Origin of the sequence: Pseudomonas fluorescens (assembly GCF_003732425.1) — a bacterium.
Lineage (GTDB): Bacteria > Pseudomonadota > Gammaproteobacteria > Pseudomonadales > Pseudomonadaceae > Aquipseudomonas > Aquipseudomonas fluorescens_BE.
This window is the reverse complement of sequence record NZ_MOBX01000015.1, coordinates 54194-67818: the sequence shown is the minus strand read 5'-3', so window position 1 is coordinate 67818 and position 13625 is coordinate 54194. Positions and strand designations below refer to the sequence as shown.

Genomic DNA, 13625 nt, shown 5'->3' with positions numbered 1-13625 from the left:
GTATGTTCATACAGTAAAGCGTCAGAGGGATGAACCGTGGTCAATGTCGAACAGTTGAAGAACAGCGTGAACCGGATGTCGGTTGACGTAGTGCGCGAGGCCGTTCTCGAATTGCGCCTGGACGGGCTGGTCACGGAAGGCAAGACGCCCTTCAACAAGTTGCATTTCAACACCTGCTTCGCCGAGATTGAGGCCTTGTTTCAGCGGGCTGGATACCACAAGCAACTGGATGTGGTCGGTTATCAGGGGTTGCTTTACGCCTTGTACGACCCGGGCCGCTGGGATGCAGTCGATGTGTTGCGCTGGCTCAAGGAATTCACCGACGCTGCAGCGCTGAAAACAATCCCGGCCTGAGCATTCTGCGCTAGGTTCGTTTCCCTCAGTGCTAGATAATGCTGCCCTGCATTGAGGGTCCGATTTTCGTATGTCCACATCTACATTCTCTGCTGCTCAGAATCAGGCGAGCACACTTTATCTGCCGCCCGGTAAATGGCTGACCGTACTCGATTGCCTGTGCGAGCATTTCAGCGCCATTGACCGTGAGCAATGGCTGGACCGCATCGCTCGGGGACGTGTGCTGGACGGCCATGGCCAGCCGATTCCGGTGGACCTGGCTTATAAGGAAGGTTTGCGGATTCATTATTTTCGCGAAGTGCCGGACGAGAAGCCGATCCCGGTGGTCGAGTCGATCCTGTACGCGGACGAACATCTGGTGGTGGCTGACAAACCGCATTTTCTGCCGGTCACGCCTGCTGGCGAATACGTTGAGCAAACCTTGTTGCGCAGGCTGATCCGACGTCTGGACAACCCTCACCTGGTGCCACTGCACCGCATCGACCGGCATACGGCCGGACTGGTGATTTTCTCGGCCAATCCGCAAACCCGTTCGGCCTATCAATCGCTGTTCCCCACGCGCCAGATCGATAAGCGCTATGAGGCCATCGCTCCGGCGCTGCCCGATCTGAATTTCCCCTTGGTGCACAAAAGCCGTCTGGTGGATGGCGAACCGTTTTTCCGCATGCAGGAAGGCGCGGGTGCCAGCAACACCGAAACGGCGGTGGAAGTACGGGAAAAACATGGCGATCTGTGGCGTTATGGGTTGTTTCCGGTGACCGGCAAGAAACATCAACTGCGTGTCCACATGACTGCGCTGGGCGCGAGCATCTGCAACGATCCGTTTTATCCGGATGTGTTGAAAGACGTCGAGGATGACTACGCCAATCCGCTGAAACTGCTGGCGCAAGGTCTGCGTTTTATCGACCCGGTGACCGGTGAAGAGCGCGAGTTCGAGAGCCGGATCACGCTGCAGTGGTGACACTGAAACCACTTTTCGAACACCCATGAAAAAGCCCGCAATCAATGCGGGCTTTTCTGTATCCGGTTTCGATCCAGAGCTTACAGCTCTTTAACGGTACGAACCTGATCCTTGTTGATGCGAGTTTCTTTGCCGTCCAGCTGCTTGATCTCGTAGAAGCCCGAATCGTCATCGTATTTCGGGGTGTCGACGGCCTGGATTTCGCGACCGTCATTCAAGGTGATCACTGTAGGCGACGAGCAACCGGCGAGGGTGGCCAGGCCCAGTGCGAGCATGAAAGTGGCGAGGGTCCGTTGAGTCATGGGTGTGTCTCCGAATGTGAATTCTTTTGGTTACTGAGCTTGAGACGTATACAAGGCGTGAGAGTTCCTTGAGTGGTGTCAGTCTGACACAGTGTTGTGAGAATTTAACAGTTCGGGGGTATTCAGGTTGGCCAGACGCGGATCGTTGTCCGGGCACTCCAGCGCGGTGGCACCGAGGTTGCGCATGACTCGGCCGGGACTGCGCTCACCGGCATTCCAGGCGTCTTCGAAGGCCGCTAGAAGGGCCACCGGAATCACACACAGCAACGGCTCCCAGTGCCCGTCATGGCGCAACATTAAAGGTTTTTCAGGATGCTGATCGGCGGTCTCGCGCATGTCTTGCAGCAGCGCGGCGTCAATTCGCGGCACGTCGCAGGGTAAAACCAGCAGGTGACTATGGCGTGCAGCTTTCAGGCCTGCACGAATGCCAGCCAATGGTCCCGGAAAATCGCCTTCGTCATCGACTACCAATTGATCGGCGAACGGCGCGTAACGCTCGCGATTGCGGTTACAGGAGATGATCAAGTCGTCCGTCAGTGCGCGTACCTTGCGTTGCACATGCGCAATCAGCGGCTCGCCCAGCCACTCGACCAAGCCTTTGTCCTGGCCGCCCATGCGTTGGCCGCGTCCGCCTGCCAGGAGCAGAATCGAGCAGGGGGGCAATTGCGAATCCAGGGTCATGACTGCTCTCCAGAGGGGCGGCGAAAAAATGAGGCGCTGTGATATAACACCGGGCTGTTTCTCCTACAACTGGACGAGCCTATGAAAGCCAAGGCTGATGTACCTTTCGTGCCGCTCAATATTGCGGTGCTGACAGTCAGTGATACCCGAACCCTGGAAACCGACACCTCCGGTCAGGTCTTCGTCGACCGCTTGACGGCCGCCGGCCACCACTTGGCGGAGCGGGTTCTGCTCAAAGATGATCTCTACAAAATTCGCGCGCAAGTCGCCACCTGGATTGCCGACGACGTCGTGCAGGTTGTGCTGATCACCGGTGGCACCGGTTTTACCGGACGCGACAGCACACCGGAAGCCGTGACGTGCCTGCTCGACAAACAGGTGGATGGTTTCGGCGAGTTGTTCCGGCAGATATCTGTCGCCGATATCGGCACCTCGACCGTGCAATCTCGAGCGCTGGCCGGTCTGGCTAACGGAACGTTGGTGTGCTGCTTGCCAGGTTCGACCAATGCCGTACGCACCGGTTGGGATGGCATTCTGGGCGAGCAGTTGGACGCGCGTCATCGCCCGTGCAACTTCGTGACTCATTTGAAGCAGGCCGCGCCTTGTGAATCCCGTGGGTAAGCCGGGCAAAACCGGAGCGCTGATGCCGGTCGAGCTGGCGTTGGCACGCCTGCTCGAGATGGCCGAGGCCTCACCCATCGTCGAGCATGAGTTTTTGCCTCTGGCTGGGGTCGAGGGCCGAGTGCTGGCCGAGGATCTGGTTTCAACCCTGGATCTACCGCCCTGGCCCAATAGCGCTATGGATGGTTATGCGCTGAATCTGGCTGACTGGACGGGTGCCCCACTGCCGGTCAGCCAAAAGGTCTTTGCCGGACAGTTTCCCGAGCCCCTGCAGCCCGGAACTTGTGTGCGGATCTTCACCGGTGCACCGGTTCCGCCGGGTGCCGATTGTGTAGAAATGCAGGAAAATGCCGAGGTTCAGGCTGATGGCTGCGTGCGCTTCGTCGAACCGATGTCAATCGGGCAGAACATCCGTCCGCAAGGCCAGGAAACAACCGCAGGCGAGTTGATCCTGGTGGCTGGAACCCGGCTCGGTCCTATAGAACAGGGTCTCTGCGCGTCATTGGGCTGCGCGGGGCTGAAGGTGGTACGCAAGGTTCGAGTGGCGGTGATTTCCACCGGCGACGAATTGATTGAGCCGGGTCAGCCGCTGGGGCCGGGGCAGATATACAACAGCAATCGCGTGGTTCTGTGCAGCTGGTTACAACGTTTGGGCTGTGAAGTGATCGATGCCGGCATTCTCCCAGATGATCTGGCCATGACCCGTGCCCGTCTGACGGATCTGCAGGATGTTGATTTGATACTTTCCACCGGTGGTGTATCGGTGGGCGAAGCGGATTTTCTTGGCATCGCTTTGCGGGAAGAGGGCGAACTGTCTCTTTGGAAGTTGGCCATCAAACCCGGAAAACCGCTGACCTTCGGCCATTTTCGCAATGTGCCGGTCATCGGCTTACCCGGTAACCCGGCGTCTACGTTGGTGACCTTTGCGCTGCTGGCTCGGCCTTATCTGTTGCGTCGGCAGGGTGTACAGGGCGTCGAGCCTCTCAAGTTTCCCGTGCCGGCGGGCTTCGCCTGGCCCGTTGCGGGCAATCGCCGTGAATACTTGCGTGGGCGTCTTGAGCAAGGGCGGGCAATTGTTTACCGCAACCAGAGCTCCGGGGTACTACGAAGTGCAGCCTGGGCGGACGGATTGGTGGAGGTGCTGGAGGGGCGCACACTGAGCGAAGGCGATGAGGTCGTCTTTATTCCGCTGAGCGACCTTCTAGGCTGATTGCCGCTGTGCGTACGCAGGTGCCGGCTGACTCAGCCAACACCTGCGTGTGCGTTTTGGTTAGCTGCTGATCAGAGTCACCAACTGGTCGAATCGGCTATTCGCCACCCAACCCAGCAGACCCAGCACTACCGCGGTCGCTCCCGCCGAGTAGGCGAGACGGTGTTTGATTGTTCTGACATCGCTTCGGACTTCGTCGATGTCCCGTCGAATGTATTTCAGATGGGTTTCGAGTTCGGTCACGCGAGGTTCCATATGAACTTCTCCGGTGGTCTTGGCGCTGTTGTTGAAATTGGACTTTTGATTCGCGCGACTTTCGCCGAGAGGGGCGACCGGGGTTACTGGCATTCTGGCTTCATGGCTTGGCATAAAAACATCCACGGTTTGCTTCAAGTGCACGCTGGCCGCGGTTTACATGGAACGAATTGTCCAAAGCCCTGGGGGCGTATCCATTCATTCTTGCACTTCCTTGTATTGTTGGATTGATGATTGATACCGCCAGCACACGGTGAACCAATGGTCGTGCGTGGTCAATTGAGCCGATTCCTCATGCTTTGTAAGAAAAAATACCGCTTATGTAGGACGCCGCCCTCGCGAGCTTGAATTAATTAAGTCGCAGCCGGCTCTTTTGCGTGCCACAGCGGTCAAGATGACTTAACCGATTCAATTCAAGGAGTGACGCTATGACTGAACGTCGGGCACTGTTGATTCTGCATGGCAAGCAGGCACTCAACGATGAGGTTCGCACCGCGGTCGAGAACAAGCGCAAGCAAGGCTGGGAGCTGGCTGTTCGCCTGACCTGGGAGGCGGGGGATGCCCAGCGATGGGTGGAGCAAGCGCTGGCGGATGGTTACACAAAGATTATTGCGGGGGGTGGCGACGGCACGTTGCGCGACATTGCCGAAGCACTCGCGGCGCATCCGCACAAAGCCAGCCTGGTACTTTTGCCTTTGGGAACCGCCAACGACTTTTCCCGTGCCGCGGGCATTCCACTGGAGCCGGCGGAGGCCCTTGAGCTTCTGGAGGTGGCGCCGCGTGATATTGATCTGGGGCAGGTGGGCGGGCAAATATTCCTCAACATGGCCACCGGTGGTTTTGGCAGTCAGGTCACCGCCAATACGTCAGAGGATCTGAAAAAAGTACTGGGGGGAGCGGCATATCTTTTCACGGGTTTGTCCCGATTCAGCGAACTGCATGCTGCTTATGGCGAGTTGCAAGGCCCCGATTTTCACTGGAGCGGCGAGTTGCTGGCATTGGGCATCGGCAATGGCCGTCAGGCCGGAGGCGGGCATGTGTTGTGCCCACAAGCGCTGGCCGACGATGGATTGCTGGATATCAGCATTCTGCCGGCGCCTCAGGAACTTGTCGGTACATTGAAGAACCTGCTGAGCGACGGTTTCGGCATCGACAACATGTTCGTGCGAACCCGTTTGCCGTGGGTCGAACTCAAGGTGTCCGAGGGGCTTTACATCAATCTTGATGGTGAACCGCTGGAAGGCGACAGCATGCGTTTCGAGGCGCGTCCAGCGGCGCTGCAGATCCATCTGCCAAAGGACTCGCCGTTACTGACCGTTCAATCGTCAGTCAGTCATCAAGACTGATGATCTGCTCGCGTACGGCGAATAGCACCAGGCCTGCCACGTCGTAGATTTGCAGACGTTTCATGATCTGCGAGCGGTGGGTCTCGACGGTTTTGATGCTCAAGCCCAGGCCATTGGCGATTTCCCGGGTGGATTTGCCGCGCACGATCAGGCGCAGGATCTCCAGTTGTCGCGCGGTCAGGTTATGCGAGTCGGCTGTTTCCGGCGGCTGCTTCTGATTGCGGGTCAAGGCCTGGTTGATCACGGTATGAGCGATGGCAGGGCTCAAGTAACGCTCGTTGTTGCGCAAGGCTTCCAGGGCGTGTTCGAGTTCAGTGGCCGTGGTGTCCTTCAGCAGGTAGCCATAGGCGCCCGACTCCAGCGCCTGCATGATCAATGCGGGGTCGGTGTGCATTGACAGGATCAGCACCTTGCTCTGCGGCCGCACTCGCTTGAGCCGTTGCAGGGCTTCGAGGCCGCCGGTTTCTTTCATGGAGATATCCAGCAAGACAATGTCCGGATTCAGTTGCTCGACCATTTCGAGCAATTGCGAGCCGTCACTGGCCTCGCCAATCACCGCGTAACCGGGAATATCCAGCACCAGAGCGCGCACGCCGGCCCTGATCAGCGAGTGGTCATCCACCAGAAGTAAGTTGCAAGTCAACGCATAACCTTATTCGTACTGGCCCGCTCGAGTGCGCGTGGCGCCCAGGGGAAGAGTGCTTCGATTTGAGTGCCTTTGCCCGGTTCGCTGGTGACGTTCAGGGTGCCACCCAGTTGCTCGATTCGTTCGGCCATCCCGGCCATGCCCCGCTGTCCTTCACGACCAGGATTGGCCGACGGGGCAAACCCCCGACCGTCATCGCTGATCATCAGCGTCAAGCCTTCCGGCAGGCGCTGTACGCGTATCACCAGGTTTTTCGCCTGGGCGTGACGCAGGATATTGGTAACAGCCTCTTGGGTAATACGAAAAGCTGCGACCGCCATTTCTTCCGGGATGCCATTCAGTCGCTGCTGGCAATCGAGACTCCAGTGCACGTTCGTGTTGGCCAATGTCTTGAGCAGGTGCGCGCGCAGGCTGGCTTCAAGCCCCAGGCTGGTCAACTGCCGTGGATTGAGAATGGCCGAAACATCGCGCACCTTGTTGAGGGTTTCTTCCAGGGTGTCGCACAACGCTGTGCATTGGTCCTGCAAGTCATCCGGCATACGTCGCTTGAGCCATTCGCTCTGCAGTTTGGCGGCGGTCAGCAACTGGCCGATATCGTCGTGCAGTTCGCGGCTGAGGCGATGGCGCTCGTTTTCCTGAACTTCCAGCAAGCGGTCAGCGAGTTCCTGTGGCTGGAATTTGATCGATTTGCGCGACAGTCGATATTGCACCCAGACACACGCAGTAGCGGTGATATCGAGCAGCAGCAACCCCAGGCAAAGTGGCGTTGAAAACACGTAGGTCAGCAGGCTGCCGAGCGTGGCCGCGACACACAGTATGAGTGTGAACCGGCGAGCATTTTCCCGGGAAGGTGGCCATGTAATGATTGACTTGAGACTGGCGTACATAACGGATGGAGCCAATGGATGTTCGCTGCGGGCAGACCAGCCGGAGGCAGGCGGGTCTCTGTCTGAAAATGCTGTCAATTATGTTATTGATTTCAACGCGGTTCAGTAAACGGGTTGACCGCGAACTTCAGTGGATAGCTATCTCTGAAATCACTGTGCCATTAATTTGAAAGCAACTAGTGGGCGGCATAATACCACTTAAGATACCGTTGGTCGCGCTTGCCATATATGTCCAATGAGTCAGGAAATACATGAAATTGGACGCAAGTTCCATAATGGAAAACGTCGATTTATTGTGTTCGACAGGATATTGGGTTGCCTGAAGTTGTGCTGCTTAACACACAGGCAAACCCTGAGGCCGGCAAAAAAAATCGTGGCTGTCAGAGCTGATTATTTAATTCGACTTGTCGCTGGCGGGTATGAACTAGTCAATTACGACATTCAATGAGTGCGGTCGGGGCAGCTGCGCGGGGACAAGGGTGCTGATCAGGCCTGTCCCGAGAAGGGGCGTTGAGCCAAACGTTTGCCCACCAGTGGCGCTTGAAGCTGGCTTTGGCCGACCTGGAAGGCGAATGCTTCTATCAGCGAAGTCTGCTCACTGTCATCAAGACTGAGTTGCCCGGTCTGCTGATCGACCAGTTCAAGCTGCCAGGCCATCAGCGTGAAGCAATCCTGGAGCGCTTGCAGGGCCTGCTCGTGAAGATCGACGTGATCCTGATTGAGGTTGAGCAAGCTGTAAATGTGCAGGGAGAACTCGGAAATCGCTTCCAGTGCCAGGGCTTCAGCTCGGCGCGCGAGTTTGAGGAGGGTACTGAGCATGCACTCAATGGCGTCCTTGTCATTGCTGATCAATTGCAGATGGCTGAGGCATTCTTCGGATTTGGCCAGGAGTTGCTCGGCCTCGACAAGGAATTCGGGGAAACGTTGTACCCACTCTTTGCGGTCCATTGGCATGCTTATCTCCACAACGTCATGACTGATGAGGGAATGCCGTGTGTGGCGACGGTCGTGAATCGTCGGGAAATCGCGCCCAGACGTGCAAGTGCACAGACTGAGGGGTTCCAGAGGGCTTGTTTCCACTGAACTGCGATTGCACACAATAGCCTGACTCCGTTCATGCAATGAGAATGGCGTCACATTAATGGCTATTGGATATTGCGAATATCAGGTTGGGCCTGATTGTTACTAGGGGAATCCCTTAGGCGCGGGAACCTAACGTGCAAACCAAGGTCGCGCCGCAGAGAATGTAGCAGATGAAAATCACCGGGCCAGTAAAGCATGATGTTAATGTGACATCAATGCCTGATCATGGCATTTTTGACGGGGTCGTGTACGGCAATCAAGAACCGCCATTTGCCGCCGATAACCTCACATAGTGAATTCATCAGAACAAGCCCAGGAGTCATTGATGGCCGGCATTCTCGACACGGTAGACCAACGCACGCAACTGGTGGGTGAGAATCGCCTGGAAATTCTCATGTTTCGACTGGCCGGACGTCAGTTGTTCGCGATCAACGTGTTTAAGGTTCAGGAAGTGCTGCAACTGCCGAAACTGACCTTGATGCCGCAGCGTCACCCGTTTGTGTGCGGTGTGGTCAATCTGCGCGGTCAAACCTTGCCGGTGATCGATCTGTCGCAGGCGATCGGCATGCGCCCGCTGGTGCCTGGCCCGAACAGCACCATCATCGTTACCGAATACAACCGCTCGGTGCAGGCCTTCCTGGTGGGCGGTGTGGATCGCATCGTCAACATGAACTGGGAAGCCATTCTGCCGCCGCCGACCAGCGCCGGTCGTCAGCACTATCTGACTGCAATCAGCAAAGTCGACGATCAATTGGTGGAAATCATCGACGTCGAGAAAGTCCTCGCCGAAATCGTCCCGTACAACGCCAAGGTTTCGCGTGAAAAACTCGATGATCCTGTGCTGGAACGCGCCCGTGGCCGTGAAGTACTTCTGGTGGACGACTCCAATGTGGCGCTCTCGCAATTGCGCGACACCCTCGGTCAGCTCGGGGTGAAAATGCACATTGCCAGCGATGGTCTGAAGGCGCTGAACATGCTCAAGGCCTGGGCCGATACCGGCGTGAACATGACCGACAAGCTGCTGATGATCTTTACCGATGCGGAAATGCCGGAAATGGATGGTTATCGTCTGACTACCGAAATCCGCAATGATCCGCGTCTGCGTGGCTTGTACGTGGTGCTGCACACTTCGCTGTCCGGCAGCTTCAACGACTCGATGGTGAAGAAGGTCGGCTGCGACAACTTCCTCTCCAAATTCCAGCCGGACAAACTGGTCGACGTCGTTCGCCAACGCCTGATGCTCGACGAAGTCCCGGCCTGATCATCACCCCCGCAAATCCTGTGGGAGCGAGCAGACTCGCTCCCACAGGGGATTTGCAGTGCGCAAACTCTGGCTTTGATTCGCGGATAAAGCTCGTATAGGGTGGCGTTTTTATCCTCCAGGGAGTTGGCCATGTTGCGTCTGAGCGCGCTTTATCGTTACCCGTTGAAATCCGGCAAAGTCGATGTGCTGCAAAGTGTTGATCTCGACAAGCTGGGGCTTGATGGCGATCGACGCTGGATGCTCGTGGACGAAGCCAGCGGCCGTTTCCTGACCCAGCGCGCCGAAGCGAAGATGAGTCAGTTGTCGGCGCTGTGGAATGCGCAGGGCGGCCTGACCCTGAGCGTGCCTGAAAGGTCCTCCATCGACATCGCCTTGCCGGGCAACGACGCCGAACTGCGCGGCGTGACGATCTGGCGTGACACTTTGCGTGTGCCGGATGCCGGAGATGAGGCGGCGCGCTGGGTCAGTGATTTCATCGGCAAGCCGACCCGCCTGGTGCAGGTGCCGCTGGAACGCGCCCGGTCCACTCAGGCAGGCTTCGGCAAGGAGGAAGATCAGGTCGCGTTCGCCGACGGGTTTCCGTTGTTGTTGATCGGCGAGGCTTCCCTGCAGGACCTTTCGCAAAAGGTCGGACGACCGCTGGAAATGCTGCGTTTTCGGCCGAATCTGGTGATCGAAGGCAGTGAAGCCTATGCCGAAGACAGTTGGAAGCGCATTCGCATTGGCGATGTCGAATTCCGCGTGGTCAAGCCGTGTTCGCGCTGCATCCTCACCACGATTGACCCGCAAACCGGCGAGCGCAGTGCCGATCGTGAGCCGCTGGCGACCTTGCAGAAATATCGTGCCGAAGCCGATGGCGCGATGTTCGGCCAGAATCTGGTGAATGACAGCAATGGTCGACTCGAAGTCGGCATGCCGGTGGAAATCCTCGAGTAACCCACGCCTGAAACGAAAATGCCCGTGTCCTTGGACACGGGCATTTTTTTTATCGCAGTGAAAGCCGTGGGTTTAGCCGCGGTACTCGCACAGGTAAGCGGTGTCGACCGCTACCTTCAACTGGAACTTGCTGTTGGCAGGGACGTTGAACTGGCTGCCGGCGGCGAAGGTTTCCCAGTCGCTGCTGTCGGGCAGTTTGACGGTCAGTGCGCCGGAAACCACATGCATGATTTCACGCTGAGCGGTGCCGAATTCGTATTCGCCCGGGGCCATGACGCCGATGGTCGCCGGACCTTCAGCGGTGCCAAAGGCGATCGACTTGACGGTGCCGTCGAAGTACTCGTTGACTTTAAACATGGGCGATTCCTCGAAAAGGGTTAGAAATTGGAGGCGGCCAGTATGCACAAGGCTTTTGGCGCCGTCACCTGCCCGGCGTCTGTCCTCTGAGTTCTCGAATTGACCCTAGAGTGGCAAGACCAGTGGCAATAACCGCGCGGTGTTGCGCGCATCTTCCAGCGCCCGATGCTGCTGGCCGCTGAACTGCATGCCAGCCAGTTGCAGCGCGCCGTTGAGGCCGAGTGGCCGTTCCAGGCGTCTGGCCTTGGCGAAACGTTGTTTGAGGTTCATGTGTGGCACTCGGCTCAAGCCGCTTTCGATGTTCAGGCGTTGCCATTCCTGGAGCAATTGCTTGCGGTCGTAATCGCCCCAGCTGGCCCAGCCTTCGAGGCGTGTCTGGTGTTGCGCGAGCCAACGTTCGAATGCCGGCCAGACTTCAGTCAACGGCTGTGCCGAGTCGATATTGGCCTGGGTGATATGCGTCAGTTCACGGCAGAAAGGCGTTAACAACGGCCGCCGTGTCGGTTTGACGAAGCGCTGGAAGTGATCCTGCTCGCGCCCGGCGCGATCGACCAGGGTGGCGCCGATCTCGATAATTTCCATTTCGGTGACTGGCCAGCCACCCTCATCGGTGGTGGCTTCCAGATCTATGACCAGCCAGTGAGGCATCGCAGGGTTCCTGATTTCCGCGTTCTGATAACTCAGAGCGTAGTCAAAACCCGCATGGGTGTGTGGGCGACTACTCGACCTGCAACAGAACCTGACGATTTTTTACCTGATCGCCGACCTTGACCTGCACCCGCTTGAGCACGCCGTCGATGCCGGCCTTGAGCGGGTGCTCCATTTTCATTGCCTCCAGCACCACCAGCAACTGACCTTTGCTGACCGGGCTGCCTTCGCTGACCAGTACGTCGACAATGGCACCGTCCATCGGCGCTTTCAAGGTGCCGGAACTGGCGCTGGTCTGACTACCGATCACGGCATGAGTTCGATCCTCCAGGCACAAGCTGCCGGGACGGCTGAACAACCAGAGGTGCCCGGCGTCGAGCCTATAGGCGTGACGCTGGCGCAAACCGTCGACTTCCAGCGTCACTGACTGTGCATCATGGTCGATGAGCTTCAATTCGAGCGCGCGTTCGGTTACCAGAACGCTGAACACGCCTTGCGCTTGCGCGAGCAGTTGCACGGCCCAGGTCTGATCGTCGAGGCCGAGGCGATAATGCAGCGGCATATTCGCGTTATTGCGCCAGCCGTTAAGTGGCGCGCGGTGGCTGCGGGCGCTGGTTTGATAGAACAGCACCGTTGCGATCGCCAGCTCCTCGGCATCCGGAATATAGCGGTGCAGGCAAGGGTGATCGCTGAAGTGTCGGGCTATGAAGGCGGTACTGAATTCACCGCTGATGAATTGCGGGTGTTGCAACAGGCTGGCGAGCAGGCGCTGATTGCTCTGTACGCCCAATAACACCGTGTCCTGTACCGCGCGCAACAGTTTGCGTCGGGCCTCTTCGCGCGTGGCGCCAAAGGCGATCAGCTTACCGAGCATCGGGTCATAGAACGGGCTGACCGATTGCCCTTCAAGCAAACCATGATCGATTCGCGCCCCGTGCTGCAGTGCCGGTTCCCAGGCTTGCACTCGGCCGGTTTGTGGCAGGAAGTCTTGCGCGGGATCTTCGGCGTAAAGCCGCACCTCCATGGCATGCCCGTTGAGCTGAATCTGGTCCTGGGTCAGCGGCAACGGCTGCCCCTCGGCGACCAGTAATTGCCAGGCGACCAGATCCAGCCCGGTAATCAGTTCAGTGACCGGGTGCTCGACTTGCAGGCGCGTGTTCATCTCAAGAAAGTAGAACTGCCCACGCGCATCGAGCAGAAATTCAACGGTGCCGGCGCCGACATAGTTCACTGCGCGCCCGGCCTGCAATGCCGCTTCACCCATGGCTTGGCGCAACTCGGCGGTCATCACCGGGCAGGGCGCTTCCTCGATGACTTTCTGATGGCGACGCTGGATCGAACAGTCGCGTTCGCCGAGGTAGATCAGGTTGCCGTGCCGGTCGCCGAACAGCTGCACTTCGACATGCCGCGGTTCGATCAGCGCCTGTTCGAGGATCAACTCGTCGCTGCCGAAGCCGTTCAATGCTTCGGAACGCGCGGTGCGCAATTGCGCCGGCAAATCAGCCGCGTTGTGCAGCAGACGCATGCCGCGCCCACCACCGCCGGCGCTGGCCTTGATCATCAGTGGGTAGCCGATGCGCTCGGCTTCACGCAGCAGGGTGGCGTCGTCCTGTTCCGCGCCTTGATAACCGGCGATGCAGGGCACGCCGGCTTCGAGCATGGCGATTTTTGAGCGGCGTTTGCTGCCCATCAATTCGATGGCTTCGACGCTGGGGCCGATGAAGATCAGTCCCGCCTGTTCGCAGGCGCGGGCGAACTCGGCATTTTCCGAGAGAAAGCCGTAGCCGGGATGGATCGCGTCGGCACCGCTACGGCGAGCGGCGTCGAGGATCGCAGGGATGTTGAGGTACGACTGTTGAACGGGGGACGGGCCAATGCGAACGGCTTGGTCAGCCATCTGAACGTGCAGGGCTTCGGCGTCGGCATCGCTGAAGACGGCGACGGTGCGGTAGCCCAAAGCCTGGGCGGTGCGCTGGATGCGGCAGGCGATTTCACCGCGGTTGGCGATCAGGATTTTGTGGATGGCGGGCATGGTCGGTTTCCTGAGGTGTTGGCGGTGAATGTGATGGCCTCA

General features: G+C 58.1%; 16 protein-coding genes. 7 read left to right on the top strand and 9 right to left on the bottom strand.

Translation table 11 applies throughout. The features are described 5' to 3' along the window. Window positions 1-36: 36 nt before the first annotated feature. Window positions 37-354 carry a transcriptional regulator gene (locus BK670_RS22240; protein WP_016985469.1) on the top strand — a complete coding sequence of 106 codons (318 nt, stop codon included), beginning with the start codon at window positions 37-39 and terminating at the stop codon, window positions 352-354. A gap of 70 nt (window positions 355-424) precedes the next feature. After that, complete coding sequence (locus tag BK670_RS22235) at window positions 425-1315, top strand: pseudouridine synthase (RefSeq protein WP_123452976.1); 891 nt, start codon at window positions 425-427, stop codon at window positions 1313-1315. Between the two features lie 80 nt (window positions 1316-1395). On the opposite strand, the gene BK670_RS22230 is transcribed toward BK670_RS22235, so the two are convergent. Both BK670_RS22230 and mobA read right to left on the bottom strand, forming a co-directional pair. Then, window positions 1396-1617: a YgdI/YgdR family lipoprotein gene (locus tag BK670_RS22230; RefSeq protein WP_123452974.1), complete on the bottom strand. Its 222-nt coding sequence runs from the start codon at window positions 1615-1617 to the stop codon at window positions 1396-1398. Window positions 1618-1695: 78 nt separating this feature from the next. Further along, on the bottom strand, window positions 1696-2298 hold the full coding sequence (gene mobA / locus BK670_RS22225) for a molybdenum cofactor guanylyltransferase MobA (protein WP_123452972.1): 603 nt from the start codon (window positions 2296-2298) through the stop codon (window positions 1696-1698). Between the two features lie 81 nt (window positions 2299-2379). Here mobA and moaB point away from each other — a divergent pair, with 81 nt between their 5' ends. Together moaB and BK670_RS22215 are read left to right on the top strand one after the other, a co-directional pair. Then, window positions 2380-2919, top strand: coding sequence for a molybdenum cofactor biosynthesis protein B (gene moaB / locus BK670_RS22220; RefSeq protein WP_123452970.1), 540 nt, complete (start codon window positions 2380-2382; stop codon window positions 2917-2919). Beyond that, window positions 2903-4129 carry a molybdopterin molybdotransferase MoeA gene (locus BK670_RS22215; RefSeq protein ID WP_123452968.1) on the top strand — a complete coding sequence of 409 codons (1227 nt, stop codon included), beginning with the start codon at window positions 2903-2905 and terminating at the stop codon, window positions 4127-4129. Before moaB ends, BK670_RS22215 begins: the two co-directional genes overlap by 17 nt. Window positions 4130-4189: 60 nt before the next feature. On the opposite strand, the gene BK670_RS29690 is transcribed toward BK670_RS22215, so the two are convergent. After that, on the bottom strand, window positions 4190-4498 hold the full coding sequence (locus tag BK670_RS29690) for a hypothetical protein (protein ID WP_185036814.1): 309 nt from the start codon (window positions 4496-4498) through the stop codon (window positions 4190-4192). Window positions 4499-4812: 314 nt separating this feature from the next. On the opposite strand from BK670_RS29690, the gene yegS reads away from it, so the two are divergent. Next, window positions 4813-5730, top strand: coding sequence for a lipid kinase YegS (gene yegS, locus BK670_RS22205; protein ID WP_123452966.1), 918 nt, complete (start codon window positions 4813-4815; stop codon window positions 5728-5730). Here the strand turns inward: yegS and BK670_RS22200 are convergent. The 3 genes from BK670_RS22200 to BK670_RS22190 all read right to left on the bottom strand — a co-directional run bounded on the left by BK670_RS22200 (window position 5714) and on the right by BK670_RS22190 (window position 8217). Then, window positions 5714-6373, bottom strand: coding sequence for a response regulator (locus BK670_RS22200; protein ID WP_123452964.1), 660 nt, complete (start codon window positions 6371-6373; stop codon window positions 5714-5716). The genes yegS and BK670_RS22200 overlap by 17 nt on opposite strands. Beyond that, window positions 6370-7263 (bottom strand): sensor histidine kinase, encoded by an 894-nt coding sequence (locus tag BK670_RS22195; protein WP_123452961.1) that lies wholly within the window; start codon window positions 7261-7263, stop codon window positions 6370-6372. The genes BK670_RS22200 and BK670_RS22195 overlap by 4 nt, the downstream gene beginning before the upstream one ends. Window positions 7264-7749: 486 nt before the next feature. After that, window positions 7750-8217 (bottom strand): hypothetical protein, encoded by a 468-nt coding sequence (locus BK670_RS22190; RefSeq protein ID WP_123452959.1) that lies wholly within the window; start codon window positions 8215-8217, stop codon window positions 7750-7752. A 454-nt stretch (window positions 8218-8671) separates the two neighbouring features. Between BK670_RS22190 and BK670_RS22185 the strand changes: the two genes are divergently transcribed. Next, window positions 8672-9607: a chemotaxis protein CheV gene (locus tag BK670_RS22185; protein ID WP_064391361.1), complete on the top strand. Its 936-nt coding sequence runs from the start codon at window positions 8672-8674 to the stop codon at window positions 9605-9607. A 132-nt stretch (window positions 9608-9739) separates the two neighbouring features. Beyond that, a complete protein-coding gene (locus tag BK670_RS22180) occupies window positions 9740-10546 on the top strand; it encodes an MOSC domain-containing protein (protein ID WP_123452957.1) in 807 nt (268 codons plus the stop codon). 72 nt (window positions 10547-10618) lie between these two features. On the opposite strand, the gene ppnP is transcribed toward BK670_RS22180, so the two are convergent. The 3 genes from ppnP to BK670_RS22165 form a co-directional block, all read right to left on the bottom strand. Then, entirely contained in the window at window positions 10619-10903 is a 285-nt protein-coding gene (ppnP, locus tag BK670_RS22175) for a pyrimidine/purine nucleoside phosphorylase (protein ID WP_003226701.1), read from the bottom strand. Window positions 10904-11008: 105 nt separating this feature from the next. Then, entirely contained in the window at window positions 11009-11551 is a 543-nt protein-coding gene (locus BK670_RS22170) for a 3'-5' exonuclease (RefSeq protein WP_123452955.1), read from the bottom strand. 70 nt (window positions 11552-11621) lie between these two features. After that, on the bottom strand, window positions 11622-13583 hold the full coding sequence (locus BK670_RS22165; RefSeq protein WP_123452953.1) for an acetyl/propionyl/methylcrotonyl-CoA carboxylase subunit alpha: 1962 nt from the start codon (window positions 13581-13583) through the stop codon (window positions 11622-11624). Between the last annotated feature and the right edge of the window lie 42 nt (window positions 13584-13625).